The organism is Neorhizobium turbinariae, from assembly GCF_023223505.1.
Classification (GTDB): Bacteria; Pseudomonadota; Alphaproteobacteria; order Rhizobiales; family Rhizobiaceae; genus Neorhizobium; species Neorhizobium turbinariae.
In genome coordinates this window covers 218354-243483 of the sequence record NZ_JALPRY010000007.1, presented here as the reverse complement: position 1 = coordinate 243483, position 25130 = coordinate 218354, and the positions used below count along the sequence as shown (strand labels likewise).

The window sequence follows — 25130 nt, the reverse complement described above, 5'->3', positions numbered from 1 at the left end:
GAAGTGGCGGCGCAAAAGCGCCGCCTTCGCTCACTGGACGGCCAGGGCCTTCTCGATCAGCTTGTCGCCGCCAGGAACCTTTTCTGCGAAGTTCTTGTAGGACGACTGCTTGGCGAGTTCGAGCCAAGCATCATAATCCGCCTTGCTCATCTCGACGATTTCGACCCCCGCTTTCTTGTAGGCGTCGATCATGATCTGATCGCCCTTGCGGACTTCCGCATCGAAGAACTCTTCCGACTTCTCGCCGGCCGCAAGGATCGCCTTCTGCTGCTCCGGCGTCAGCCGGTCGAAGACCTTCTTCGACATCAGAACCGGTTCGTACATGAACCAGAGCGCATTCTCGCCTGGCGCGGTGAGGCACTTGGCGTGTTCAAAGAGCCGGTAGGATACGAAGCTTGCGGACGAAGTGTTTGCTGCATCGAGCACGCCCGTCTGCATGCCCGTGTAGATTTCGGACGACGGCATGGATGAGATCGAGGCGCCTGCTGCCACCAGCATCTCCTCGAAGGCCGGGCCGGCGGCGCGGATAACCTGACCCTTGATCGTGTCGGGCGAGGTAATGCAGCCCTTCTTTGAGGCAAACGCGCCCGAAAGCCAGGCATCGGCGATCACCATTGCCCCGGCGTCCTCGATGACCTTCTTGATGTCAGTCATGAACTCCGACTCGTTCAGGCGTTTGGCCCGATCAAAGTTGCCGACAAGCCCTGGCATGAGAGTGGCAGAAAACTCCGGATGCCGCCCCGACGCATAATCGAGCGGGAACGACGTCATGTCGAGGATGCCGCGCGTGACGGCATTCCACTGGTCATTGGGCTTGTAGAGCGAAGAGCCTGGATAGACCTGGATCTCCAGGCCCACATTTGCCGCGGCAACTTCACGCGCGATGACTTGCACCATCTCATCGCGGATGTCGCCTTTGCCGCCAGGGAACTGGTGGGATGCCTTCAGGACCGTCTGCGCCGATGCACCAGAGGCAAGCATGCCGGTGATCAGGACCGCGGCCGAAAGCTGCAATGCCTTCGTCAGGTTCATGACTAAATTCCTCCCTTGGCCTCAACCCTCCTGTTGAAGCCCGCGAATGATGCGTGCAGGTTGTGGACAATGTCAACCCTCTTGTATACAAGAAATGTAGACTTGGATGAGAGCGTCGATGACAACCAGTGCCCACCATAAATTAAGGGACCAGATCGAGAACTGCATTCTCACGGGAGAATTCCATCCGGGGGATCGGCTGGACGAGGTCCAGCTTGCCACCCGCTTCCAGGTATCGCGAACACCCGTGCGGGAAGCTCTCATGCAACTCAGCGCCATAGGACTGGTGGAAATCAAACCCCGACGCGGCGCTACGGTCGTGGATCCGGGTCCCGAAAGGATCTTCGAGATGTTCGAGGTTATGGCTGAACTGGAGGCCATGGCCGGTGCGATGGCTGCCCGTCGACACCAAGAGCAGGACCAGATCGCCATTCTCGATGCCTTGGCGAAATGTCGAGACGCGGCAGAAAGCAACGACACCGATCGATATTATTATGAAAACGAAGCCTTCCATCACGCCATCTATGTCGCGAGCCACAATGGCTTCCTGCAAGAACAATGCATCGCGCTGCATCGGCGGCTTCGGCCATATCGCCGGCTGCAATTGAGGGTGCGCAACCGGATGTCGGCCTCGCTCTCAGAGCATGAAGGCATTGTTGACGCCATTCTTGCGGGGGACGCGGATGCGGCAACCGTGAGGCTGCGCAGCCATATCGCCGTTCAGGGTGACCGTTTCGGGGATCTCATTGCCAACCTGCGCCAGCTTGACCGGCGGCACGCCTGACCCGGCATCCGGAGAAAGGGAGTTGACGGACACCGCCTGAGCCGGTCTAGTCCCATGGCAGTTGCGTCGCCACTCAAGTTCCAGGTAACTCCACGCTCTCATGATACTCGCGGATGGCGACACGTTTCCCACCGAAAATGATGTCTGCATCGTTGGAGCCGGCCCCGTCGGCCTGGCGTTGGCACTAAGGCTTGAGACGCTTGGGCTAAACGTCATCGTGCTGGAACGTGGCAGCGGTGAGACCTCGACCCCCGATGTGCCGGCCAACACCGAGTTTCGCAACGGCCATCATGCCCTCTCCGAGGCGGTCTCCCGCCCCGGCATTGGCGGCACCTCTGCGCTGTGGGGAGGGCGTTGTGTTGAACTCGATGACCTCGATTTCCAACCACGGGCGCATGTCCCGTATTCGGGCTGGCCCATCTCGCACGACGAGGTTCGTCCGTATTACAAAGAAGCCTACAAGTTCCTCACCTGCAGTACCGGGGAGTTGCCCTCAGAGAGCCTCGGGCTGTCGGATTCAGCTGTCGTTGTTGATGCCATGGAGCGCTGGAGCAAACATCCGGCACTTGGACCGCATTATTCGCAACGGCTGGCTCGTTCCCGAAACGTGACGGTTGTACCCTCGGCCACGGTCACATCCATTGATCTCGACGCCCAGGGGGACCACGTCCAGAGCCTCGCGCTGAAAAATGCGGGACGAGCGGCGAAGGTGTCCGCAAAGGTCTTCGTCCTCGCCGGCGGCGGCCTCGAAAATGCTCGGCTGCTGCTTTCGCTGCAGACGGCGCGCCCGGACGTGGCTGCCCGGTTTTCCACCTCGCTCGGACGCTTCTACCAAGGCCATCTCACCGGTTATATCGCGATTCTGAAGTTCGCCGACCCTCGGAAGGCGCGATCACTTTCGTTTCGCAGCGATGATGAAGGGTATAGCTACCGGCAGCGGCTGCAGATCGCACCTGAACTGCAGGCAGACAAGAAGCTCCTGAACACGGTCTTCTGGATCGACGCGCTTTCAATCGCTGATCCCGTCCATGGCTCCGGAGCGCTGTCGCTGTGTTATCTGTTCCTGGCGACGTCCGGCCTCTACCGTCGCATGTCGAAGGGGCTGGCGCCTACAGCAAGGGGCCTTGGCAACGTCGACAAGCAACAGCACTGGCGCAACATCCGCCAGAACGCGCGTTGGCCGGTGGAATTGTGGCAGGCGACGCGAGACTTGTTGAAGCGGCGAACGAAAACGCACCAGACACTGTTCAACCCAAAGGGCCGGTACCTGCTACGCTACCACGCCGAGCAGGTACCAAACCCGGAGAGCCGCGTCTTGCTTAAACCCCAGTCACCGGGAAGCTCTCAGGCAGCCTTGTCTGTCGATTATCGGGTCGTTGATCAGGATATCGACTCCGTCCTCACATCCCATGACCTGCTCGACGCCTGGCTGCGGCGCAACCGGATCGGACAGCTCGAGTATATCCACCCACTGGCGGAACGCCGACAGGCGGTGATGGCGCAGGCGTTCGACGGTTATCACCAGATCGGGCTGTCACGGATGGCCGATAATCCGAACGACGGGCCAGTCGACCGCAACTGCAAGCTCCATGGGGTTGCCAATCTCTATGTCGCAGGCAGCGGCGTTTTTCCGACCGGTGGCCACGCGAACCCCACACTTCCGGCCGTCGCTCTTGCACTCAGGCTTGCGGAGCAAGTTGCGACGACGCTCAAATGGTACACCGTCTCCTGAGACTGATGCGGGGGGCAACCTCGCCGGGAAAAACATCGTAGCACCAGTTCCGAAAACTTTTAGTTGACATTCAGGCCAAGCATCTCTATTTAAAGTTTATCGATCTTTTTCTTGCTGAGCTTTGGTTATTGCGCGATTGGCACCGCGCCCTGAACGAACCTTCCTTTTAAAACATCGCTATCACCATCCACGATGCCATCGGCATCGCGGTCGATCTCTATTGCTATAGAAAGGGTTCATCATGACCACTGGCACAGTAAAATGGTTTAATTCCACCAAGGGTTTCGGTTTCATCGAGCCTGACAACGGCGGCGCAGACGCCTTCGTTCACATCTCGGCTGTCGAACGTTCAGGCATGCGCGAAATCGTTGAAGGCCAGAAGCTCAGCTACGAGCTGGAGCGCGACAACAAGTCGGGCAAGATGTCGGCCTGCAATCTCCAGGCCGTCTGACACCAAAGGATCTGCTCTCCTGTGACCACGGATGTACTGGCACTGTCGAGAGTTTGAACCAACCAAAGCCGGGCGCGACGCCCGGCTTTTTTTTGGCCAAAAGACTGGCCGAACCCGGAAAGGGAACCTCATGACACAGACATTCAGCAAAACCCGTCAGCAGGCGGAAAACGCGTTCAGCAAGATCCAAAGCCAGTTTTTCGCAAAGGACCAGGCAGTGGAAGAACGGGACTTCGCGTCACAGGCCCGTGATGCAAAGACAGCACGCCTGAGGGCAGCGCGACTGGCGAAAGAGGCTGACGAGAGCACGAAAGCTGCATCAGGCGCCAAGGATTGACGAGGTGCGTCACCCTGCCCTCGCCAACTCAGATGCCTCACGCTTCAGGAGATCCGATGCCCAATGAAAATCATGAACTTCAGGCCAGCACCACCGCGTGGCAGATCGCAATGCAGGAAATCCTGCGCATGGTGATCCGCGACCTCTACCAGAGCCAGGGAGAAGCCGTCTTCAAGGCGCACATCAAGCGTATCGAAGAAGGCGCGGTCGACAGCATCTACAGCGACTTGAGGCTGCGCGGTACCAGCGAATGGACCGAGACGCTGGTGAAGGAGAAGGCGACCAATATTGTCACGACTCTCCTGACGTCGTTCACCTTCGAGCAACCCGGCCCAGGTACACGCGGCGTTTAAGGCTTAGACGGCCGACACCATGTTGCGGCCACGTCTCTTCGACCGATATAGTCCCTCGTCGGCGCGTTTCAGGACGTCGCTTGAGAACCGGTCAAGCTGGTCGAACTGGCTGAGTCCCCCGCTGATCGTCGACTCGTAGTGGATGTTTTCCTTCAGGATGATCGGGACATCCTGGCGCAGGCGCTCGGCAATATTCAAGGCATCGCTCCGCTGCGTGCCGGGCATTACCACCACGAACTCATCACCGCCTAAGCGCGCAACGACATCGCTCTTGCGCAATTGCTGGCGGCAGATCCGCGCGATTTCCACGAGAGCCGCGTCGCCTGCGTCGTGGCCCATCTCGTCGTTCAGGCGCTTGAAATTATCAAGGTCGAAGACCAGCACCGAGGTTTGGTCGCTATCCTGTGCGAAGATGCCGAGGCGATGGTCGAGCGTTTCGATCAGCTTGCGACGGTTAAAGAGGCCCGTCAGCGCATCCGTCTCACTCAACTGCAGCAGCTTCTTCTGGGTCTGATGTTTTTCCGTGATGTTGCTCGCTACCCAGACAACGGCCTGCTCGCCATCGACCGGAAAATCGAGCGCCTGTACCCGGCCTTCAAACCAGATCGAATAGTTGGGCCCTTCGCCTGCACCCTTAACGTCGGCGCCGCTGAGCTCATATTCGACGATGTGGAGCCCGCCGTGTTCCAGCGCCTTCTCGATCTCGCCGAGAAACCAGCAGGCCTTCTCCTCCCTCACCATGTCGAACATGCTGCGACCCACGAGACCACGTCCATCATGGTAATGTCGGACATCCTTTCCACCGAAAACTGCCGCGTATCGGCCGCTACGGGTCAGGATGAAGGCCGGATCAGGCAGGGATGATAGGATCGAGTTGAGTTGCTGCTGCGTAAACAAGCAAAGAAATTCCATCTATTCCACAACGAGCGCACCGGTTGCCGGCCCGCTCGTGATATTCAGGCTGCCATAACAATGTTGAGACTTTCTGAAATGCCTGTCTGCGACGTCGAAGCGGCCGCAAAAGATGGCTAATAGCGTCGTGTCTGCCGCACGTCATGATGGGTGGATCGCTCGTCCCATCGCTTCAGCACCTTGCGAGCCTCGGCAGGCACGTAGGCCGTTTCGTAGTCTTGGCCTTGAAATGCGATGACGTTTTCGAGGGAGTCGAACCCCATCACTGTCGTGAATTGCACTTCGTCGCCAAGGTCGCGTCGCAGCAGCTCGATCGAGCGATATCCCGGGATCTGCTTTGCCTCGATGCCGGGGAAGACGAATGTATCCAGCAGTTGCTCGTAGACATCAGCATTCTCCGGCGTCGTGTAGCCGTTCCAGATCCGCTTGATCATGATCCTTCCTCCCATTGATCTCCATCAGCAGTATGGGCGGCTTTTTGAAGATACTATGATCGGAAAACTAAGCTGGACTTTTCAAAACGGAGTCGATCAGGCCCGGAAAACGCGCATCAAGATCCTCGCGCCGCAGTGTCAGGAGCCGCCCGCGGCCCAAGGCTTGGTTCCTGATGATGCCAGCTTCTCGCAGCACCTTCATGAGATGCGACTTCGTCGATTTGGGCATCGAGGGATCGGAGAGATGGCACTGCGCCATCTCAAGCGGCCCTTCGGCAAGTTGGCGGACGATCGCCAGGCGCTCCGGATCACTCAGCGCAAACAGCACCTCAGTCAATTGCAGCGCATCGCGCTCTGGATGGGGAAGGTCGGCGTTATCCTGTGGCATTGTTCGAATTTACTTGAACCATTGCGGAAGTGGTAGTAGAAAATGGTTCGAAAATACTCGAACCATGGACAACGTCATGACTGACACGACCATTCCTGTTTCCGTGCGTGCCAATGCTGGCTTCCGCCTCACGCTTGCTGGCATGGCAGTCTTGATGGCAGCGGCAAGTGCGCCTTCGCCCTTCTATCCGGTACTTCAGGTTGAAATCGGTTTTTCCGCTGCCACCCTCACCGGCATCTTCGCCATATACACCGTCTCCTTGCTGGCATCGCTGCTCATCACGGGATCCCTTTCCGACCATCTAGGGCGCCGCCCGGTCATCTCCGCCGGTTTTGCGTTAATGGCCTTGAGCCTTCTGCTGTTCTGGCAGGCCGGTAGTGTCGGCACGTTGCTTATAGCAAGAGTGCTGCAAGGCGTGGCAGCCGGGTTGCTTCTTTCGGCCCTTTCCGCGGCGGTCGTGGATTTCGAGCCGAAGGAAAGACCCGGCAGCGCATCAATCTGGAACTCGGTCATCCCGCTCATGGGATTGGCCGCAGGTGCGCTGGTTACGGGCATCATGATGGACATCGCGACGTTCGCGAAAGCGGATGTGTTCGGCACGCTCGCAACGATCTGCGCCGTGCTCGCCGTCACCATCTGGTTTGTCGCAGAAACTGCGCCACGGCATGCGGGGATCCTTGCCTCGCTTCGTCCGCGTATCGGCGTGCCGTCCTCTGCAAAGACGGCCTTCTGGCGCAGTTCGCCTGCGGTCGTCGCGGGTTGGGCGACAGGCGGGCTTTACCTCTCGCTCGGCGCGCCACTCGTCAGACAAACGTTTGACGCTGAGGATCACGTCACGCAGTCGGTTGTTATTGCCCTGCTCTGCGGCGCAGGCGCCCTGGCCTGTTATGTCGCCCGCCGCCACTCCTCCCGAGCGGTCACGCTTTATGGTGCGTCCGCTTTGTCAATTGGGACGATCCTGACGCTGGTCGCAGTTGTTATGCAGTCCCTCCCGTTTTACCTCGTCGCGCTTGCCATCGCCGGCACCGGCTTTGGTACCTGCTTCTACGGCGTGCTTCGTTCAATCGTGCCTTTGGTACGGCCCGGCGAACGCGGTGAGCTCTTCGCCGCACTTTTCACCCTGAGCTATCTAGCCTTTGGCCTTCCCGCACTTGTCGCGGGCGTTGCCATCGGCACCTTCGGGTTGACCAATACGAGCTTGGTTTATGGTGCATTCATTGCAGCATTCTCAGCGATCGCGGGCCTGCTGCGGAAGTTCGGCACAATGAACTGAATTTCGCAAGAGAGCCACGTCGGGATCTCCGCCATTCAGTCGTCTTCAAGGTGAGCAAGCCATGGAGACGACTGATGACCATTACCATAACGGCCTTTGAACGATCACCCGACAGAGGGAAAGGCTTGGCACGCGACATGCGCGTCCGCTGGGCACTGGAGGAAGTAGGACGGCCCTACGATGTCAGGCTTGTTTCGTTCGAAGCGATGAAGCAGCCCGATCATCTGGCACGCAGCCCCTTCGGACAGATCCCGACCTACGAGGAAGAGGATCTTGTGCTGTTTGAATCCGGCGCCATCGTCTTCCATATCGCCGAGCGTCACGCCAGCCTGCTTCCCAGCGAGCGCGATGCGCGGGCCCGCGCGATCAACTGGATGTTCGCCGCGCTTGACACAGTCGAGCCTCCGATCTTCGAGCGCACGCTCGCCCAGATCCTTGAACGCGACGAGCCCTGGTTCGAGCAGCGCCTGCAAGTGCTCGAAGCCAACATCCGCAAGCGGCTGGACGGACTCTCTACCCGGCTGGGCGACGCCGAATGGCTTGACGGCGCGTTTACCGCCGGTGACCTGTTGATGGTGTCGGTCCTACGCAGGCTGCACGGGTCGACTATCCTGGAGGATTACCCGAACCTCCTCGCTTACGTCGGACGTGGCGAAGCCCGGCCAGCCTACAAACGCGCTTTTGAGGCACAGCGCGCGGTGTTCGAAGCCTCCAAAGGTACTGCCTGAAGCTCGGCGCGACCGCTGCGCGTCAGTCGCCGATCGGGAAGGCAAACCCTGCCTTGACGCGATCCATTACCACCATGGTCTTGAACCCCTTGATGTCGTGGTTCTCGTAGAAGAAGCGGCGGGTGAAGCTTTCGTAGTCCTCCATGTCCTTGGCAGTCACCACCAGGATGAAGTCAGCATCACCCGTGACATAGTAACCAATCATTACTTCCTTGGTGGCGCGGATTGCCGCCTTGAAGCGGTCGACAATATCCGCGCGCTCGCGTTCCAGCGAAACGAGGACGATCATGGTGATGCCGCGCCCGACCGCCTTCGGCGAGACAATCGAAACATCCGCCTCGATCACCCCTTCCTCGCGCAGGCGCTTCAGGCGCCGCTGGCATGCGGTGGGCGAGAGGTTAACGATCTGCGCCAGCTCTTCCGACGTCAGGCGGTTGTTTTTCTGGACCGCCGAAAGAAGCGCGCGATCCGCCCTGTCTAGTGTCACCATTGCAGGATTCCTGCGCCCGAGCGCTCCAAAACTCCGGAAATCTGCATCGATATCAGCACCAACGCAGACGAATGATCATGCGACGCGGATAGGCTGATGTAAACACTCATGGAGTTCCCGTATGAAAGGCATCGCCGTTGCGGCCCTCAAAAAGCTCTCGCGACCGGACTTGATTGAAGATCGTGCCTTCCTGGATGGTGTCTGGACCTCCCGCCGCGACGTCATTGGCGTGACCGACCCCGCAACGGGTGAACATCTAGCGGATGTTGCGGCCTGCTCTCCCGCCGATGCGGACGATGCCGTCGCCGCCGCGAGGCGAGCGTTCGTCGATTGGCGCGACAGGCTCCCCGCCGAGCGCGGCGTGATCTTGCGCCACTGGGCCAAACTGATGCGCGAGAATGCCCGTGATCTCGCCACCATCATGACGGCCGAGCAGGGCAAGCCGCTCGCCGAAGCGCTTGGGGAGATCTCCTACGGCGCCAGTTTTCTCGATTGGTTTGCGGCCGAGGGCGAGCGCGCCTATGGCGAAACCATTCCAAGCCACCTGCCCGGCAGCCGACTTTCGGTACAGATGCAGCCTCTCGGCGTCACCGTTGCCATCACGCCGTGGAACTTCCCCACCGCGATGATTACGCGCAAGGCAGGCGCCGCCTTGGCCGCCGGTTGCACAATGATCGTCAAGCCCGCGCCGGAAACACCACTCTCGGCACTCGCGCTGGCGAAACTGGCCGAAGAGGCAGGCATGCCGCCGGGTGTCTTCCAGGTCCTCACCGGCGAAGCCGCTCCGCTTGCTCGTCGCCTTTTGGAAAATACCGAGGTGCGTGCGTTCTCCTTCACCGGTTCCACCGAGGTTGGGCGCATTCTGCTCACCCAGTCCGCGGCAACCGTGAAGAAGGCCTCGCTCGAACTCGGCGGCCATGCGCCATTCATCCTGTTCGATGATGTCGACCTCGCCAAGTCTGTTAAAGACTGCATCGCTGCGAAGTTCGCGACCTCCGGTCAGGATTGTCTTGCTGCCAACCGGATCTACGTCCAGCGCCGCGTCTACGATCGTTTTGTCGATCAGTTCGCCCGGGCAACCGCGGAACTCAGGGTCGGCCATGGCCTTGAGCCCGGAACTGATATCGGCCCGATGACGCGCGCCTCGGTGGCTGAAAAATGCCGGCAGCAGGTTGCCCAGGCCGTTTCAGCGGGCGCACGTCTTGTCTGCGGCGGACAGGACAGCCCGCTCGGCGGCAACTTCGTCACGCCCACCGTACTGGCGGATGTTACTGACGACATGCTGATCGCGCAGGAAGAGACCTTCGGGCCGGTGGCCGCGATCCTGCCATTCGATGACGAGGCGGAAGTGCTGGCGCGTGCCAATGCCACGGAAATGGGCCTTGCCGCCTACCTCTACACCAACGACCTGGGCCGTGCGATGCGCCTTACAGAGCGGCTGGAATACGGCATGGTTGCCGTCAACACGCCGAAATTTACCGGCGCGCCGATCCCGTTCGGGGGCTGGAAGCAGTCCGGTCTTGGCCGCGAAGGCTCCCGCCACGGCCTTCTGGAATATCTTGAAGCGAAATACGTCTGCTTCGGCAATCTTGCTGCATGAAAGGACCTACACCGATGACCATCAACCTCAACCAGATCGCTGAGATGGACCGCAACTCGGTCTTGCACCCCTTCACGCAGTTGAAGGACTTCGCCTCGGGCAAGATGGGCGACCCAACGATCGTCGAGACGGGTAAGGGCATCCGCATTCAGGATGCGCACGGGAAGGAACTGATCGACGGCTTTGCAGGCCTCTACTGCGTCAATGTCGGGTACGGCCGCACCGAAGTGGCAGAAGCCATCTCGCGCCAGGCCTATCGGCTGGCCTATTACCATTCTTATGCCGCCCACACGACGGACGAGTTGGCGATCCTATCCGACCGTCTCGTGAAGATGGCGCCGGGCAAGATGAGCAAGGTGTTCTACGGAATGTCCGGTTCCGACGCGAACGAGACGCAGGCGAAGCTCGTCTGGTACTACAGCAACCTGCGCGGGAAGCCGAACAAGAAGAAGATCATCTCCCGCGAGCGAGGCTATCACGGGTGCAGCGTCGTCTCAGGTTCGATGACCGGCATGAGCTTCTACCATGACCACATGGACCTGCCGCGCGCCGGCATCCTGCATACTGGTGCCCCGCATCACTACTGGGGCGCGGAAGCTGGCGAAACGGAGAAGGAATTTTCAAAGCGCCGGGCGGACGAGCTTGAGGCAATGATCCTGCGCGAGGATCCGGACACGATCGGCGCCTTCATCGCCGAACCGGTTCTCGGCACCGGCGGTATTACGCCGCCGCCGCAGGGCTATTGGGAAGCCGTACAGAAGGTTCTCCGGAAGTACGACATCCTGATGATCGCTGACGAGGTTATCACCGGCTTCGGGCGCACCGGCTCCATGTTTGGCTCGCAACACTATGGCATCGAACCGGACCTGATCACCGTCGCCAAGGGGCTGACATCGGCCTATTTCCCGCTGTCTGGCGCGATCGTCGGAGAGAAGGTCTACAAGGTGCTTGAAGACGGGGCGGATCGGGTCGGCGCCTTCTCGCACGGTTATACCTATTCAGGCCACCCAATCGGTGCGGCTGCCGCCAATGCCGTCCTCGACATCGTGGAAAAGGAAGACCTGCCAGGAAATGTGCGGGAGGTCGGGACCTACTTCCAGGAGCAGTTGAAGGCGAAGTTCGCCCAGCTTCCCATTGTGGGCGAGGTGCGCGGCGTCGGCTTGATGGGTGCAATCGAGTTCGTCGCAGACCGGGAAAAGAAGATCCGCTTCAAGCCAAACCTCACCGTCGGCGCCAAGGTATCGAAGGTCGCGCGCGAGCGTGGACTCATTGCTCGTGCCATGCCGCATGGCGACATCCTTGGCTTTGCACCGCCGCTGGTGACGACAAAGGCAGAGGTCGATGAGATCGTATCCATCGCGGAAGCGGCAGTGCGCTCTGTCATGGATGATCTTGTCCGGGCCGGCGAAACCGTCTGATCCACCTCAAGGTCGGGTGGTTCGCCGCCCGACTCTCCTCATCGCACTTCCGCTTTTCCGCAGGAGCGTGCATAATGTCATGAAATTGCTTTCGCCGAGAACGAGTCAATTTCATGTTTCGTCAAGCCAATCCACTCGCCAGGGATCCCGTGCCTGCCACAAAACCGGTGGCGTGGCGGCCCGTACTTGCCAAGCAGAAGGGCGTGACGAAGCACGCGGCTCTTACCGAGAAGATCATCGCCGACATTGACGCCGGCGTGTTGAAGCCGATGGACAGGATGCCGACGCACCGGGACCTGGCGCGCGAGCTTGGTCTTTCCGTCCAGACCGTCAGCCTCTCCTACAAGGAGGCAGAACGGCTCGGTTTCCTCAGCGGCGAGATCGGCCGCGGCACCTTCGTCAAGGCGCGGGTGACGGACCGCGCCGGGCGGATGATGCTCGACCACAGCCCCAACGAAGTGCTCGACCTGTCGATCATCCGCGGCGTTTATCTGGAAGAGCACGAGACGGCTTCGCGCGAGATCTTCCATGAGTTGGCGGAAAGCGACATCGCGAGCTTCATGCGCCCCTGCCGTCCGATCGCTGGCCTTCAGCGTCATCGCGACACGGCAAGCCTCTGGCTGCGGCGATTTGGAGTGCCGGCAGGTGCTGACCGCATCCTCGTCACCAATGGCGCGGCGCACGGCATTTTCCTTGCGCTGAGTTGCATCGTCCGTTCAGGCGATGTGGTGCTATGCGAAAACCTGACGGATCACGGCATCATAGGCCTTTCCAACGTGCTAGGCTTTAGCCTCAAGGGCCTGCCGACCGACGACGAAGGCATCCTGCCTGATGCGCTGGAAGCGGCGTGTGCAGCCGGCGGCGTACGTGCACTCGTGTTGATCCCAACCCTCAACAACCCAACTGGTCACGTCTCCGGCGCCGAGCGTCGAAGGGTAATCGCGGCCATTGCCGCTCGTCACGGCGTTTTTGTCGTTGAAGACGAAGTATGCCGTCCGATGATCGATGAGGATCTGCCGTCAATCAGCGAGATGCTGCCGGATCTCGGCTTCTTCGTCACCAGCTTCACGAAGGCGGTGCTGACGGGCCTACGCGTGGGTTATCTCGTCGTCCCGCCGTCCTATTCCATCCGCGCCGCCTCGATCCTGCGCGTTTCAAGCTGGAGCGGGACCTATCTGGCCGGCGAGATTGCCACCCGCTGGGTGGAGAATGGTACGGCACTGCGGCTGGTGGAAGTACAGCGCCTGGAAGCGGCGGCGCGCCAGTCGATTGCAACAAGTATCCTTGGCGAACACGTCGCCTCCAGCCACCCGCTTTCGCTTTGCGCGTGGCTGAAGGTGCCGGGGCATTGGACGGAAGATGGATTGGTGCGTGCGCTTGCCAACCAGAATGTCGCAGTCTCGCCGTCGGAACCTTTCATAGCCGGGCCCGGTCACGGCGGCGGCATCCGCATTTGTCTTGGCGGTCGCATGAGCCATCCTACGCTGACCAGCGCCCTCACCACCGTGCGCAATACGTTCGAACAACTGCCGCCGGTCTATGACATCGGTTCAATCGGGTAAGGCGCTCCACGAATATTGAACCATGACAATATAATAATTGACATGATTTTGCATCGCTCGCAACATGACAATCATGAAGAGCGCGAGCCTGTCCAAGTTGAGCGAAGATACTACCCTGCCGGTGACGCTGGCAGATGTGGAACAGGCTGCGGCTCGGATCAAAGGCCACGTTGCGCGCACGCCGCTCGTCTTTTCCCGCACCCTCTCAGACCGCAGCGGCCATCCGGTTCATCTCAAGCTCGAGACACGCCAGCCGATCGGTGCATTCAAGCTTCGCGGGGCAACAAACGCCATTCTCGCACTCGATGACGCGCCACGTCAGCGTGGTCTCGCCACCGCATCGACTGGCAATCACGGCCGCGCCGTTGCTTATGCGGCCCGCGAACTTGGTGTTTCCGCAACGATCTGCATGTCTTCCCTCGTTCCGACCAACAAAGTTGAGGCGATCCGCGCGCTTGGTTCCAATATCCGCATCGTCGGCACATCGCAGGATGACGCACAGGAAGAAGTCGAGCGTCTCGTTGAAAGCGCCGGCCTCACCCCTATCCCGCCCTTCGACAACGTCGATGTCGTGGCCGGCCAGGGCACGATTGGGCTCGAGATCATCGAGGACCTGCCGGATCTCGTGACCGTGCTGATCCCTCTGTCCGGCGGCGGCCTGGCGGGCGGTAGCGCTGTGGCGGTGAAGGCGCTGAGACCACAGGCGTGCATCATCGGGATTTCGATGCAGCGCGGCGCGGCCATGCATGCGGCCATTGCTGCCGGCAAGCCGGTCCAGATCCGCGAGGAGGAGACGCTGGCGGATTCACTCGGTGGCGGCATCGGGCTCCAAAACCGAGTGACCTTCGCGCTCTGCCGCGAGCTTCTCGATGACGTGGTCCTGCTTAGCGAGGAGGAGATTGCAGCCGGCATCCGGCATGCGGCGCGCGAGGAAGGCGAAGTCGTGGAAGGTGCCGGCGCGGTCGGCATCGCAGCCATCCTGGCAGGTAAAATCCAGCCGACTGGTCCGACGGCCATCATCGTCTCCGGCGCCAACATCGATCCCAAGAAACACCGGGACATCGTGGGGGCAGCCGGATGAGCCGCATCAGCATCCTGACGGAAGGTGATCTGCGTGCCATCGTGAAGCTCGATGCTTCTGCGGTCGATTGCGTTGAGCAGGCATTCGCCGCGCTCGCGACCAAAGCCGTCGCGATGCCGCCGATCATGCGTCTCGACATTCCCGAGTTCCGCGGCGAGGTCGATGTCAAGACTGCTTACGTCCCCGGCTTCGACAGCTTCGCCATCAAGGTCAGCCCTGGTTTCTTCGACAATCCGAAGCTCGGCCTGCCAAGCCTCAACGGCTTGATGATCCTCCTTAGCGCCAGGACAGGGTTGGTTGAGGCACTGTTGCTCGACAATGGTTACCTGACCGACGTGCGTACGGCCGCCGCCGGCGCAGTCGCCGCGCGGCATCTGTCACGCGAGGATGCTTCGGTGGCCACGATCTTCGGCGCCGGCATGCAGGCACGGCTGCAGCTTCAGGCCCTGACGCTGGTACGGCCAATCAAGGCGGCGCGCGTTTGGGCTCGTGACTATGCCAAGGCCGAGCAGCTTGCCGCGCAGTTTTCGCGCGACCACGGCATCGAGGTCACCGCGGTACCCGATCCGCGGCAGGCCGTTAGCGGCGCCGACATCATCGTCACGACCACACCGGCGGAAACACCCATCCTGATGGCGGACTGGCTGGAGCCCGGCCAGCACCTGACCGCCATGGGATCTGACTCCGAGCACAAGAACGAGATCGACCCGGCCGTCTTTGCCCGGGCAACCTATGTCGCTGACCGCATCATGCAGACGCGGGTGCTCGGGGAGTTGCACCACGCGATCGAGGCAGGCGCAGCATCCGCGGATGAGCTGTTTGCGGAGCTTGGAGCCGTCATTGCCGGGAAGGCATCTGGACGTACTGACGCCAGTGACATCACCTTTGCCGACCTCACCGGAACCGGCGTGCAAGACACCGCAATTGCCAATCTCGCCCTCACCCGCGCGAAAGACGCGGGACGCGGCCAGATCATCGAAAACAAGCTGAACATGGGAGATGAAGCGTGAGCGTGACGCTGAACTTTACGCGCGAGGAATATGCCGAGCGCCTGTCGAAAACCCGTCGCGCGATGGAGCAGGCCGGGATCGATCTCCTGATCGTCACGGATCCGTCCAACATGCACTGGCTGACCGGGTATGACGGCTGGTCCTTCTATGTCCATCAATGCGTACTGGTACCGCCGACCGGCGAGCCGATCTGGTACGGTCGCAAGCAGGACGCCAACGGCGCCAAGCGCACCGCCTACCTCGCCCATGAGAATATCATCGGCTATCCCGATCACTATGTTCAGTCGACCGAACGCCACCCGATGGACCTGCTCTCGCAGATCATCGACGAGCGGAAGTGGTCCGGCCTCACGGTCGGCGTCGAGATGGACAACTATTACTTCTCGGCCGCCGCGTTTGCTTCGCTCCAGAAACATCTGCCGAATGCCCGCTTCACGGATGCGGCGGGCCTGGTGAACTGGCAGCGCGCCGTCAAGAGCCCGACCGAGCTCGACTACATGCGCAAGGCCGGCAAGATCGTCGAGTTGATGCATAAGCGCATTGTTGATGTCGTTGAGCCAGGCATGCGCAAATGCGATCTGGTGGCCGAGATCTATGACGCCGGCATTCGCGGCACCGCCGAGTTCGGTGGTGATTATCCAGCGATCGTCCCACTTCTACCGTCGGGCGCCGATGCTTCCGCGCCGCACTTGACCTGGGACGACAAGCCTATGCGTACCGGCGAAGGCACGTTCTTCGAGATTGCCGGCGCCTACAAGCGCTACCACTGCCCGCTGTCGCGCACGGTTTTCCTCGGCAAGCCGACGCAGGCATTCCTCGATGCGGAGAAGGCGACCCTTGAAGGCATGGAAGCGGGGCTTGCCGCCGCCAAGCCGGGCAATACATGCGAAGATATAGCCAACGCTTTCTTTGCTGTCTTGAAGAGATACGGGATCATCAAGGACAACCGCACCGGCTACCCCATCGGCCTTTCTTATCCGCCGGATTGGGGCGAGCGGACGATGAGCCTGCGCCCGGGGGACCGCACGGAGCTGCAGCCGGGCATGACCTTCCACTTCATGACGGGCCTCTGGCTCGAAGACATGGGCCTGGAGATCACCGAAAGCATCGCGATCACCGAGACCGGCGTCGAATGCCTGTCCAACGTACCCCGCCAGTTGTTCGTGAAGGCCTGACGCCATGCTGACGACGGCGCCCCGACCTTCCCCGATCACTCCGACCGTCGATTTCGACGCCAAGGGGGTGCAGCATGGTCACCTGCGGCTGCCGTACAGCCGCGATGACAGCGCATGGGGTTCGGTGATGATCCCGATCTGCGTCATTGCCAACGGCGATGGCCCGACAGCCCTCCTCACCGGCGCCAATCATGGCGACGAATATGAAGGTCCGGCAGCGCTTTTCGAACTGGCACAGACGCTCGACCCGTCACAGGTGCAGGGCCGCGTCGTCATCGTGCCGGCGCTGAACTATCCGGCCTTCCGTGCCGGGACACGTACCTCGCCGATCGATCGCGGAAACCTGAACCGCAGCTTCCCCGGCCGGCCCGACGGTTCGGTGACGGAGAAGATCGCCGACTACGTGACGCGCCACCTGATCCCGCTGGCGGACATCGTGCTCGACTTTCATTCCGGCGGAAAGACTCTCGATTTCCTTCCCTACGCGGCGGCCCACGACCTGCCAGACAAGGATCACGAAGCACGCTGCTTCAGGGCGGTGGCCGCGTTCTCGGCCCCCTATTCCATGAAGATGCTGGAAATCGACGCCGTCGGCATGCTCGACACCACCGTCGAGGACATGGGCAAGGTCTTCGTAACCACGGAACTCGGTGGCGCCGGCACAGCGAGCGCCCGCTCGATCGACATCGCCCGACGCGGAACGCGCAACCTGCTGCGGCATGCGGGGATCTTATCAGGCGAACCGGAGTTGCAGCCGACCCGCTGGCTGGACATGCCCTCCGCCGACTGTTTCACCTTTGCAGAAGATGACGGCCTCGTCGCCTTCGCCTGCAATCTCGGCGACCCGGTCCGCAGGGGTGACACTATAGCCCGCGTCTATCCCGTCGGCAGGACCGGCATCGCTCCAATTTCCTACGCGGCCACCATGGATGGTGTGCTGGCCGCCCGCCATGTCCCCGGCCTTATCAAGGCGGGCGACTGCCTTTCCGTCATCGCCACGATTACGGAGCAACCTTAGCCACAAAACCGCGTGAGACTCGAAAACGGGCCACGGAGAACCGTCAACCAGAGGAGAAGAGAGATGCAGTTTTCGAAAATTATCGGGCTTTCCGCCCTTGCACTCGCCGCCACCGTCACGTCTGCCGCCGCACTTACGGTCGAAGAGCTTAAGCAGCAGGGTTTCATCCGCGCCGCAACCGCGAATGAAGTTCCTTATTCCTACATGCAGCCTGACGGAACGTCCGCTGGCATCGGTCCGGACGTTGCCAACCAGGTGCTGAAGACGATGGGGATCGAGGAAGTCAACTGGACCGTGACGCCGTTCGGAACGCTCATTCCGGGCCTCAAGGCTAAGCGGTATGATTTCGTCGCGGCCGAGCAGAACATCTCGCCGGAGCGCTGCAAGCAAGTGGCGTTCACCGAGCCGAACTCCTCTTACGGCGAAGGGCTTCTGGTGAAGAAGGGCAATCCGAAGAAGCTGACGACCTATGCCGACATCGCCAAGGATCCGTCGCTGAAGGTTGCCGTGGTGTCCGGCGCCAACAATGTCGACTTCTTGCGCGCTGTTGGCGTGAAGGATGACCAGATCGTCTTCATCCAGGCCAATGCCGACGCCATTCCCACTGTCCAGAGCCGTGTTGACGCCTATGCCGCAACCGAACTGACTGTCTCGGAGCTTGCCAAGGACCAAGCCCAGGTCGAGCAGGTTTCGCCCTTCACCGATCCCGTCGTGAACGACCAGCCGGTGCGCAACTATGGCGGCTTCGCTTTCCGTCCGGAAGACAAGGAACTGCGCGACGCCTTCAATGCGGCGCTGATCGAGTTCCGCAAGACCGACGACTACAAGGCCATCCTCGGCAAATACGGGCTGTCCGAGCAGAGCATCGCGGCCGCTGCAGAAAAGAACGTCGCTGACCTCTGCGCCGGCAAATAGCTCAAGACGGCGCCCGGCACGTTCCGGGCGCCACCTTTTGCAGGGAGGTTTTGGATGGACTGGGGTGCATACCTGCCGATGATCCTGAAGGGCGCCGGCGTCACCATGACGATCACGCTGGCTTCCATCGTTGTCGGCACGCTGCTGGCGTTCTTCTTCGGCATTCTGCGCGTCGAAGGCGGCCCGGTGCTGTCGACGATTGCGCTTTGTTATACGGAGCTGTTTCGCGGCACCTCGCTGCTCGTCCAGTTGTTCTGGTTCTATTACGCGCTGCCGCTGGTCGGGCTCAGTTTCGAGCCGATCACCACCGGTATCCTTGTGCTGGCGGCGCATGCCGGGGGGTATGGGGCGGAGATCGTGCGCGGGGCCCTGTCATCAGTATCGACGCAGCAACTGGAGGCGGCGCGAGCGCTCAACTTCAACCGCTTCCAGACGCTGTTCCGGATCTCGCTGCCACAGGCCATCGTCGAAATGATGCCGGCCTTCGGCAACCTGGCAATCGAGACGCTGAAGCTTTCTTCGCTTGTATCCCTGATCTCGATTGCCGACCTCACCTTCACCGCGCAGTCGATCCGGAACCTGACGCTGGACAGCGCCAGCATCTATTCCGTGACACTCATCTGCTATTTCGTGATGTCTCTCGTGCTGATGATCGCCATCCGGATCATCGAGCATTTCGTCAGGCGCGGCGATGTCTTCCCGCGCTCAGCCCATTCATGAGGACCTGACACATGATGTATGGCTATGAATGGGACACGACGACCTGGCTGACCTACACGATCTCGATCCTGCCCATCATCCTGATCGGCCTGACGGTGACGCTGAAAGCAGCCGCCGCAGGCTTCGCTATTGCGCTGGTGCTTGGCCTCGTGTTTGCTCTGCTGCGTCGCAGCCGCCTGAAGGTGATCTCCTGGACAACCGCCGTCGTTGTCGAATTTCTCCGTGACACGCCGCTTCTGGTGCAGCTCTTCTTTCTTTATTACGTGCTGCCGAACTTCGGCATCGTCCTGCCAGCCTTCCTTACAGGAGCAATCGCGCTCGGGCTGCAATACGCGGCCTATACCTCGGAGGTTTATCGGGGCGGCATCGAGGCGGTTCACCGCGGCCAGTGGGAAGCAGCGACTGCGCTCAACCTCACTCGCATGCAGACCTATCGTGACATCATCATTCCGCAAGCGGTTCCACGCATCGTGCCGGCCATGGGCAACTACATGGTGGCAATGATCAAGGAGACGCCGGTGCTTTCCGTCATCACGGTCCTGGAGATGATGGGACTGGCCAACATGATTGGCGAACGCACCTTTGAATACCTCGTGCCGCTGACACTCGTCGGCCTGATCTTCCTTCTCCTGACGCTGATCTGCTCGGCCGGGCTCCACCGGCTGCAGAAGGCTCTTCCCAAAGCAGGGATCCCGATGCGATGACAAACACGACAGATCCGCCCATCATCGAGTTTTCCGACGTGACCAAGCGGTTCGGCGTGCTAACGGTGCTGGACCAGTTCAACTTCAGTGTCGCCAAGGGTGAGAAGGTGACGTTGATCGGGCCCTCCGGTTCGGGCAAGTCCACCGTGCTGCGCATCCTGATGACGCTCGAGCCGTTTCAGGAAGGCACGCTGACACTCGCCGGCACGTCCTATCATGAGCCGGGCGCCCGAGGACGGTTTAAGGCCTCAGAAAAGCATCTGCGCCAGATCCGCAACCATGTTGGCATGGTGTTCCAGAGCTTCAACCTCTTTCCGCACATGACGGTGCTTCGTAACGTGGTGGAAGCGCCGGTTCGCGTTCTCGGGATGCAGCGCGCCGAGGCGGAAGTCCGCGCAATCGAACTGTTGCAGATGGTGGGCCTCGCGGACAAGAAGGACCATTACCCGGTGCAGCTGTCTGGCGGGCAGCAGCAGCGCGTTGCGATCGCCAGAGCGCTTGCCATGCGCCCCCGCGTTCTCCTTTTCGATGAACCGACCTCGGCGCTCGACCCGCAGCTGGTTGGCGAAGTCCTCGGCGTCATCCGCGCGCTCGCGCATGAACACGACCTCACCATGCTGCTCGTCACCCACGAAATGCGGTTTGCACGGGAGGTGTCGGATCGCGTCTGCTTTTTCGACAAGGGGCGGATCTGCGAACAGGGTGCGCCGGAAGAAATCTTCGGCCAACCGAAGCACGAACGGACCCGCGAGTTCCTGGCATCGATCCTGTAGGTCAATGCCAATTTCGATGCGGCGGGCGAAGCAAGGCGCGGCAGGGGTTGCCGCGCCTTGCAGCGTTCTTAAGCAGACTTGGCGAGCGGATTTTGCTGCTGCACATCAGCAAGTCCGAAGTGGGAGCGAAGCGTCGCGCCCTCGTAGTCCGCCCTGAACAATCCGCGCTTTTGGAGGATCGGCACAACTTCCTGCGCAAACAGCTCGAGCTGGCTGTTGATGATCGGCGGCATCACGTTGAAGCCATCCGCCGCTCCGGACTCGAACCAGTCCTGGATGACGTCGGCGACCTCCTCCGGCGTTCCGGCGAGCGCAAAGTGCCCACGTGCACCGGCAAGCTTGCGCAGCAGCTGCCGCAGTGTCAGCTTCTCCCGCAACGTCATGTCGACGTAACCGACAACCCGGCTTTTTGACGCCTCGACCGAGTTCGGATCAGGGAAATCATCCTTGGTCAGCGGCCGATCGAGCGGGATATGGCTGAAGTCATGGCCGCCGAACCGTGCCGACAGCCGCGTGAGGCCGACTTCCGTGCTGGTGAGCGCGTCAAGTTCTTCCCACACCTGCTCCGCTTCGCGCTTGGTGGAACCAATGGCGACGCTGATGCCCGGCAGGACGACGATGTCTTCGGGGCGCCGGCCGTAGGCAGCGGCGCGGTTCTTGACGTCGGAGTAGAAGGTCTTGGCCGTGTCCTTCACCATATGCGCGGTGAAGATGGCCTCCGCCCAGCGCGCGGCAAAGGCGCGTCCTGCATCGGACTGACCGGCCTGGATATAAACCGGGCGTCCCTGCGGGCTGCCGGATACATTGAGCGGCCCTTTGGTCTTGTAGTGGCTTCCCTGGTAGTTCGCAGGCGTCACTCTGGACACGTCAAGATACTGGCCGCCCTCGCGATCGTCGATGATGGCATCCGCAGGGAAGCTTCTCCATAGGCCATCGACCGCTTCAACGAACTCTTCCGCCAGCTTGTACCGGTCCGCGTGGTCGAGGTTCTGCTGAAGGCCATAGTTGGCACCCGCCTCGGGTGCCCAGGATGTCACGATATTCCAACCAGCGCGGCCATTGCTCAGGTGGTCGAGCGTCGCGAACTGCCGGGCAAGCGTGTAGGGCAAGCTGTATGTGGTCGATGCCGTGCCAATGAGCCCGATGCGGGTCGTATGCGCGGCCAGCAGCGAGAGGAGCACGATCGGCTCCAACGATCCGGAGGAAGCGAGACCGCTGCTGTTTCCCGCAGCCAGCGTGTCGGCCAGGAAAACGGCATCAAACTTTGCATCCTCCGCGATTTTCGCCGCCTCGACATAAAGATTAAGATCGGTGAGCGCCTTCGGGTTCGATTTCGGATGCCGCCATGCGCCTTCATGGTGGCCTCGGGACATCAGGAACAGGTTGAGGTGCAACTGCCGCGACATGGTATAACGCCCTTTCAGATAGTGTCGGTGTCGACGCCGAGGCTCTTCAGGAGCCTCGCACGCAGCGAGATGATTTCGGCTTGGTGGTCATGCCGCGGATGCGGCAAGGAAATGGCGTGGTCCTCGGCGATCCTCCCGTTCTTCAGGACGAGCACGCGGTCAGAAAGGCGCAGCGCCTCGTCCACATCATGGGTCACGAGGATCACTGTCGGACGCGTGCGCTCCACGAGCTTCATGAGTAGAGCCTGCATGCGCAGTTTCGTCAGCGCGTCCAGCGCGCCGAAGGGCTCATCTGCCAGCAGCAGGTCGGGCGCACGAAGCAGGGAGCGCGCCAGCGATGCGCGCTGCTTCTGTCCGCCCGAAAGGGTTGCCGGCCAGGCGTCGGCCTTGTCGCCAAGACCAACTTCGTGAAGCATGGCCGCTGCAACATCCCGTGCGTTGGGCTCCCGAAGGCCGAGCGTGAGGTTTTCGATAACCGTTTTCCAGGGCAGAAGCCGCGCATCCTGGAAAAGCACCGAAACACTCTTCGGCGTTGTGTAGCGCCCTGAGGTCTCTGCATCGTCATCGAGGCCAGCCAGTGCCCCCAGAAGGGTGGTTTTGCCAGAACCGGATTCGCCAAGCAGCGACACGAACTGGCCGCGCGGCACGTCAAGTGAGATGCGGTCGAGAACCGATTTCCCCTTGAAGCTTCGCGACAGGTCACGAAGCACGACGGAGTTAGTCACGTGAACGTTCATGAGCCGAGCGCCCTCCGGTAGGACAGCGCACGCTGCTCAAGGAGCCTCACCAGCGCGTCCGAGACCAGCCCGAGCACAGCATAGATGATGATGCCGACGACGATGATCTCGGTCTGGCCCCAGTCTCGGGCTCGGTTCATCAGGTAGCCAATCCCGGTCTGGGTGTTGATGAGCTCAAGCACGACGAGAGCCGTCCAGCACAGTGCGACTGCCAGGCGCAGCGACACGAAGAAGCCCGGTAAGGCTCCCGGAAGAGCGACGTGGCGAATGAATTCGGCGCGGGAGAGGCCCAGTGTGCGGGCAAGCTCCACATGGCCGATATCGATGCCACGCAGTGCAGCATGGGTGTTGATGTAGACGGGGATCAGCACCGCCGTGAAGATCAGGAAGATCTTCATCGCCTCGCCGATACCGAGCCAGATGATGACGAGCGGTATCAAGGCGAGCGTCGGAACAGCCCGCTTGATCTGGACGAGCCCGTCGATCAGTGCCTCACCTGTACGTGTGAGACCGGACAGAAGCGCCAGGACGACGCCAGCGACGACCCCAAGAAGAAGCCCGGAATAGGCCCGGCCAGCCGAGGCGGCCAGATGCGGCAGCAGGCTTCCGTCCATCAACATCTCGTAGCCGGACCAGAGTGCCGTGGAAGGCGCCGCCAGCGTGCCGGGCGAGAGGAAGCCAAGACGCGATGCCGCTTCCCAGATGACCAGGACAATAGCGGGCCCCAGGAGGCGCACGCCCGCGGGCAGCTTTTCCGGGGTCAGCCGCGTCGCCTGCCGACCGGTGGTGGCACGCCGTTCGATGCGAGCAGGTTGCCTGATCAGGCCGCTCGTGGAGATGTCTACCATGAGGCTCCCCTTCCTACCGCGACTGTGCGATCAGCGTGTCGAAGGTGCCGACGAAAGACTGCCTGGCGTCGAAGCGCTCTTTGATAGACTTCGCCTGATAAAGGATATCGATCAGCTTCTGATGATGGGGAATGGCTTCGTCCGAAGTCTGGAAGACGAGCGGCGACTGCCCCTCCAGAATCGCGGCCGTGTCTTCGGCCGACACACGCTGGAAGTCCGTGAAGTAGAACTTCGCCCACTCCTGTTCGTGCTTGTTGCTCCAGATTCCAGCCTTGACGAAGGCGGGTAGGAACTGCTTGATCGCTTCCACCTTCTGTGGATCCGCGAGAACGTCGGGACGCGCGTAGATGTAGGAGGTGCTGGGGAGGATCTTGCGCTCCTCCGGATCGCGTACCGCACTCGCGCCGACCTGCTTGGCAAGCCGCGTGACGAACGGTTCGCTCAGCACCGCAACATCGACTGCACCGGAACGAACCGCATCCGGCAGATCGGCGACGCGCAGATTGATGAGCTCGACGTCACCGAGGGTCAGGCCTGCCTTGTTCAGCGCCTCAATGAGAAATACCTGACGGCCGGAGCCTTCCACGTAGCTCAGCTTCTTGCCCTTGAGCTCGGCGAGCTTGTTGATGACAAGTCCCGGTCGGCTGGTGAGGCGATACTGCGCAACTTCCCGGGTGAAGGTGGCGATGATGGGTAGAAGCGTTCCCGCGGCACGCGCCTGGATCGGCGGCGTGTCACCGACATAGGCGATATCAAGCGCCCCGGCGCGGATAGCTTCAAGAATTGCAGGTCCGCCTGCAAAGTTGGGAAGTTCGAGCTCGAAATCGAGCGCTTCACCTTCGCCGCTTGCCTTGAGAAGGTTGCGGATGAACTCCGATTGATCCGCGACGACCAGCTTGCCTGGCTTGGTTGCGGCTCGACCAATCGATGGTGTTACCAGCGCTGCTGCTCCCGCGGCTGCGGATGTTAGCAGAAAGTCTCGACGCTTCATGTGTTAGCTCCAGAGCTAGAGAGGACCTGTTTTCCGTCTCTAAAACCGTAAGCTAACTCTACTCATTCGGTAGACATAAGAATTCTAACTAACGGGGCCGGACGAACATATCTTGCTCACGGTTCAAGACTTGGCGAGCCATTCGTTCCGAGCCGTCATGAACACTCGCCGTGCGCGAGGATTCTAGTTTCTGCACGCGTCGGCCGTATGAGAGTGATGATTCCGTGCTGCTAACGGCTCCGACCAAGTGCGGTTTCC

At 60.9% G+C, this 25130-nt stretch carries 27 protein-coding genes; 19 read left to right on the top strand and 8 right to left on the bottom strand.

Features of this window, described 5'->3' with window-relative positions; all coding sequences use genetic code 11:
* Positions 1 to 30 precede the first annotated feature (30 nt).
* A complete protein-coding gene (locus M0654_RS06260) occupies positions 31 to 1032 on the bottom strand; it encodes a TRAP transporter substrate-binding protein (RefSeq protein ID WP_248682300.1) in 1002 nt (333 codons plus the stop codon).
* A 118-nt stretch (positions 1033 to 1150) separates the two neighbouring features.
* Here M0654_RS06260 and M0654_RS06255 point away from each other — a divergent pair, with 118 nt between their 5' ends.
* From M0654_RS06255 to M0654_RS06235, 5 genes are all read left to right on the top strand, one after another.
* Positions 1151 to 1816, top strand: coding sequence for a GntR family transcriptional regulator (locus tag M0654_RS06255; RefSeq protein WP_248682299.1), 666 nt, complete (start codon positions 1151 to 1153; stop codon positions 1814 to 1816).
* 100 nt (positions 1817 to 1916) lie between these two features.
* Complete coding sequence (locus M0654_RS06250) at positions 1917 to 3548, top strand: FAD-dependent oxidoreductase (RefSeq protein WP_248682298.1); 1632 nt, start codon at positions 1917 to 1919, stop codon at positions 3546 to 3548.
* A gap of 241 nt (positions 3549 to 3789) precedes the next feature.
* Positions 3790 to 3999 carry a cold-shock protein gene (locus M0654_RS06245; RefSeq protein ID WP_118852599.1) on the top strand — a complete coding sequence of 70 codons (210 nt, stop codon included), beginning with the start codon at positions 3790 to 3792 and terminating at the stop codon, positions 3997 to 3999.
* Positions 4000 to 4129: 130 nt separating this feature from the next.
* A complete protein-coding gene (locus M0654_RS06240; RefSeq protein ID WP_248682297.1) occupies positions 4130 to 4336 on the top strand; it encodes a hypothetical protein in 207 nt (68 codons plus the stop codon).
* Positions 4337 to 4392: 56 nt separating this feature from the next.
* Positions 4393 to 4689 (top strand): hypothetical protein, encoded by a 297-nt coding sequence (locus M0654_RS06235; RefSeq protein WP_248682296.1) that lies wholly within the window; start codon positions 4393 to 4395, stop codon positions 4687 to 4689.
* Between the two features lie 3 nt (positions 4690 to 4692).
* On the opposite strand, the gene M0654_RS06230 is transcribed toward M0654_RS06235, so the two are convergent.
* Positions 4693 to 5451, bottom strand: a complete 759-nt coding sequence (locus M0654_RS06230; RefSeq protein ID WP_248682295.1) for a GGDEF domain-containing protein — start codon at positions 5449 to 5451, stop codon at positions 4693 to 4695.
* Between the two features lie 266 nt (positions 5452 to 5717).
* Positions 5718 to 6035, bottom strand: a complete 318-nt coding sequence (locus M0654_RS06225; RefSeq protein WP_248682294.1) for an antibiotic biosynthesis monooxygenase — start codon at positions 6033 to 6035, stop codon at positions 5718 to 5720.
* Between M0654_RS06225 and M0654_RS22855 the strand changes: the two genes are divergently transcribed.
* The 3 genes from M0654_RS22855 to M0654_RS06210 all read left to right on the top strand — a co-directional run bounded on the left by M0654_RS22855 (position 6028) and on the right by M0654_RS06210 (position 8424).
* Positions 6028 to 6459, top strand: a complete 432-nt coding sequence (locus M0654_RS22855) for a hypothetical protein (RefSeq protein ID WP_313791070.1) — start codon at positions 6028 to 6030, stop codon at positions 6457 to 6459. The two genes, M0654_RS06225 and M0654_RS22855, sit on opposite strands and share 8 nt — an antisense overlap.
* Before the next feature lie 40 nt (positions 6460 to 6499).
* The gene (locus tag M0654_RS06215; RefSeq protein ID WP_248682293.1) at positions 6500 to 7696 is read left to right on the top strand and encodes an MFS transporter; all 1197 of its coding nucleotides are present in this window, start codon (positions 6500 to 6502) and stop codon (positions 7694 to 7696) included.
* Positions 7697 to 7770: 74 nt separating this feature from the next.
* A complete protein-coding gene (locus M0654_RS06210) occupies positions 7771 to 8424 on the top strand; it encodes a glutathione S-transferase family protein (RefSeq protein ID WP_248682292.1) in 654 nt (217 codons plus the stop codon).
* A 22-nt stretch (positions 8425 to 8446) separates the two neighbouring features.
* Here the strand turns inward: M0654_RS06210 and M0654_RS06205 are convergent, their stop codons facing one another.
* Positions 8447 to 8914, bottom strand: coding sequence for an Lrp/AsnC family transcriptional regulator (locus M0654_RS06205; RefSeq protein WP_248682291.1), 468 nt, complete (start codon positions 8912 to 8914; stop codon positions 8447 to 8449).
* 121 nt (positions 8915 to 9035) lie between these two features.
* On the opposite strand from M0654_RS06205, the gene M0654_RS06200 reads away from it, so the two are divergent.
* From M0654_RS06200 to ehuA, 11 genes are all read left to right on the top strand, one after another.
* Entirely contained in the window at positions 9036 to 10514 is a 1479-nt protein-coding gene (locus tag M0654_RS06200; protein WP_248682290.1) for an NAD-dependent succinate-semialdehyde dehydrogenase, read from the top strand.
* 14 nt (positions 10515 to 10528) lie between these two features.
* Positions 10529 to 11932: an aspartate aminotransferase family protein gene (locus M0654_RS06195; protein ID WP_248682289.1), complete on the top strand. Its 1404-nt coding sequence runs from the start codon at positions 10529 to 10531 to the stop codon at positions 11930 to 11932.
* A 113-nt stretch (positions 11933 to 12045) separates the two neighbouring features.
* Positions 12046 to 13494: a MocR-like ectoine utilization transcription factor EhuR gene (ehuR, locus tag M0654_RS06190; RefSeq protein ID WP_248682288.1), complete on the top strand. Its 1449-nt coding sequence runs from the start codon at positions 12046 to 12048 to the stop codon at positions 13492 to 13494.
* Between the two features lie 64 nt (positions 13495 to 13558).
* Positions 13559 to 14575, top strand: coding sequence for a hydroxyectoine utilization dehydratase EutB (gene eutB / locus M0654_RS06185; protein ID WP_248682287.1), 1017 nt, complete (start codon positions 13559 to 13561; stop codon positions 14573 to 14575).
* Positions 14572 to 15585: an ectoine utilization protein EutC gene (gene eutC / locus M0654_RS06180; protein WP_248682286.1), complete on the top strand. Its 1014-nt coding sequence runs from the start codon at positions 14572 to 14574 to the stop codon at positions 15583 to 15585. The genes eutB and eutC overlap by 4 nt, the downstream gene beginning before the upstream one ends.
* A complete protein-coding gene (gene doeA / locus M0654_RS06175; protein WP_248682285.1) occupies positions 15582 to 16760 on the top strand; it encodes an ectoine hydrolase DoeA in 1179 nt (392 codons plus the stop codon). Before eutC ends, doeA begins: the two co-directional genes overlap by 4 nt.
* A gap of 4 nt (positions 16761 to 16764) precedes the next feature.
* Entirely contained in the window at positions 16765 to 17778 is a 1014-nt protein-coding gene (gene doeB / locus M0654_RS06170; RefSeq protein WP_248682284.1) for a N(2)-acetyl-L-2,4-diaminobutanoate deacetylase DoeB, read from the top strand.
* A gap of 63 nt (positions 17779 to 17841) precedes the next feature.
* Positions 17842 to 18693 carry an ectoine/hydroxyectoine ABC transporter substrate-binding protein EhuB gene (gene ehuB / locus M0654_RS06165; RefSeq protein WP_248682283.1) on the top strand — a complete coding sequence of 284 codons (852 nt, stop codon included), beginning with the start codon at positions 17842 to 17844 and terminating at the stop codon, positions 18691 to 18693.
* Between the two features lie 54 nt (positions 18694 to 18747).
* On the top strand, positions 18748 to 19413 hold the full coding sequence (gene ehuC, locus M0654_RS06160) for an ectoine/hydroxyectoine ABC transporter permease subunit EhuC (RefSeq protein ID WP_248682282.1): 666 nt from the start codon (positions 18748 to 18750) through the stop codon (positions 19411 to 19413).
* A gap of 11 nt (positions 19414 to 19424) precedes the next feature.
* Entirely contained in the window at positions 19425 to 20117 is a 693-nt protein-coding gene (gene ehuD / locus M0654_RS06155; protein ID WP_118852584.1) for an ectoine/hydroxyectoine ABC transporter permease subunit EhuD, read from the top strand.
* Entirely contained in the window at positions 20114 to 20890 is a 777-nt protein-coding gene (gene ehuA, locus M0654_RS06150; protein WP_248682281.1) for an ectoine/hydroxyectoine ABC transporter ATP-binding protein EhuA, read from the top strand. Before ehuD ends, ehuA begins: the two co-directional genes overlap by 4 nt.
* Before the next feature lie 68 nt (positions 20891 to 20958).
* Here the strand turns inward: ehuA and M0654_RS06145 are convergent, their stop codons facing one another.
* Genes M0654_RS06145 through M0654_RS06130 form a run of 4 tightly spaced genes read right to left on the bottom strand, consistent with a single transcriptional unit; the run spans position 20959 to position 24872 of the window.
* Complete coding sequence (locus tag M0654_RS06145) at positions 20959 to 22296, bottom strand: LLM class flavin-dependent oxidoreductase (protein ID WP_248682280.1); 1338 nt, start codon at positions 22294 to 22296, stop codon at positions 20959 to 20961.
* A 14-nt stretch (positions 22297 to 22310) separates the two neighbouring features.
* Positions 22311 to 23033, bottom strand: coding sequence for an ABC transporter ATP-binding protein (locus M0654_RS06140; protein ID WP_248682279.1), 723 nt, complete (start codon positions 23031 to 23033; stop codon positions 22311 to 22313).
* On the bottom strand, positions 23030 to 23881 hold the full coding sequence (locus M0654_RS06135) for an ABC transporter permease (protein ID WP_248682278.1): 852 nt from the start codon (positions 23879 to 23881) through the stop codon (positions 23030 to 23032). The genes M0654_RS06140 and M0654_RS06135 overlap by 4 nt, the downstream gene beginning before the upstream one ends.
* Positions 23882 to 23894: 13 nt before the next feature.
* Complete coding sequence (locus M0654_RS06130; RefSeq protein ID WP_248682277.1) at positions 23895 to 24872, bottom strand: ABC transporter substrate-binding protein; 978 nt, start codon at positions 24870 to 24872, stop codon at positions 23895 to 23897.
* Positions 24873 to 25130: the final 258 nt, after the last annotated feature.

Coding starts and splice junctions, on each gene's coding strand:
- M0654_RS06260 (WP_248682300.1), bottom strand. CDS start 1,032: ATGAACCTGACGAAGGCATTGCAGCTTTCGGCCGCGGTCCTGATCACC.
- M0654_RS06255 (WP_248682299.1), top strand. CDS start 1,151: ATGACAACCAGTGCCCACCATAAATTAAGGGACCAGATCGAGAACTGC.
- M0654_RS06250 (WP_248682298.1), top strand. CDS start 1,917: ATGATACTCGCGGATGGCGACACGTTTCCCACCGAAAATGATGTCTGC.
- M0654_RS06245 (WP_118852599.1), top strand. CDS start 3,790: ATGACCACTGGCACAGTAAAATGGTTTAATTCCACCAAGGGTTTCGGT.
- M0654_RS06240 (WP_248682297.1), top strand. CDS start 4,130: ATGACACAGACATTCAGCAAAACCCGTCAGCAGGCGGAAAACGCGTTC.
- M0654_RS06235 (WP_248682296.1), top strand. CDS start 4,393: ATGCCCAATGAAAATCATGAACTTCAGGCCAGCACCACCGCGTGGCAG.
- M0654_RS06225 (WP_248682294.1), bottom strand. CDS start 6,035: ATGATCAAGCGGATCTGGAACGGCTACACGACGCCGGAGAATGCTGAT.
- M0654_RS06215 (WP_248682293.1), top strand. CDS start 6,500: ATGACTGACACGACCATTCCTGTTTCCGTGCGTGCCAATGCTGGCTTC.
- M0654_RS06210 (WP_248682292.1), top strand. CDS start 7,771: ATGACCATTACCATAACGGCCTTTGAACGATCACCCGACAGAGGGAAA.
- M0654_RS06205 (WP_248682291.1), bottom strand. CDS start 8,914: ATGGTGACACTAGACAGGGCGGATCGCGCGCTTCTTTCGGCGGTCCAG.
- M0654_RS06200 (WP_248682290.1), top strand. CDS start 9,036: ATGAAAGGCATCGCCGTTGCGGCCCTCAAAAAGCTCTCGCGACCGGAC.
- M0654_RS06195 (WP_248682289.1), top strand. CDS start 10,529: ATGACCATCAACCTCAACCAGATCGCTGAGATGGACCGCAACTCGGTC.
- ehuR (WP_248682288.1), top strand. CDS start 12,046: ATGTTTCGTCAAGCCAATCCACTCGCCAGGGATCCCGTGCCTGCCACA.
- eutB (WP_248682287.1), top strand. CDS start 13,559: ATGACAATCATGAAGAGCGCGAGCCTGTCCAAGTTGAGCGAAGATACT.
- eutC (WP_248682286.1), top strand. CDS start 14,572: ATGAGCCGCATCAGCATCCTGACGGAAGGTGATCTGCGTGCCATCGTG.
- doeB (WP_248682284.1), top strand. CDS start 16,765: ATGCTGACGACGGCGCCCCGACCTTCCCCGATCACTCCGACCGTCGAT.
- ehuB (WP_248682283.1), top strand. CDS start 17,842: ATGCAGTTTTCGAAAATTATCGGGCTTTCCGCCCTTGCACTCGCCGCC.
- ehuC (WP_248682282.1), top strand. CDS start 18,748: ATGGACTGGGGTGCATACCTGCCGATGATCCTGAAGGGCGCCGGCGTC.
- ehuD (WP_118852584.1), top strand. CDS start 19,425: ATGATGTATGGCTATGAATGGGACACGACGACCTGGCTGACCTACACG.
- ehuA (WP_248682281.1), top strand. CDS start 20,114: ATGACAAACACGACAGATCCGCCCATCATCGAGTTTTCCGACGTGACC.
- M0654_RS06145 (WP_248682280.1), bottom strand. CDS start 22,296: ATGTCGCGGCAGTTGCACCTCAACCTGTTCCTGATGTCCCGAGGCCAC.
- M0654_RS06140 (WP_248682279.1), bottom strand. CDS start 23,033: ATGAACGTTCACGTGACTAACTCCGTCGTGCTTCGTGACCTGTCGCGA.
- M0654_RS06135 (WP_248682278.1), bottom strand. CDS start 23,881: ATGGTAGACATCTCCACGAGCGGCCTGATCAGGCAACCTGCTCGCATC.
- M0654_RS06130 (WP_248682277.1), bottom strand. CDS start 24,872: ATGAAGCGTCGAGACTTTCTGCTAACATCCGCAGCCGCGGGAGCAGCA.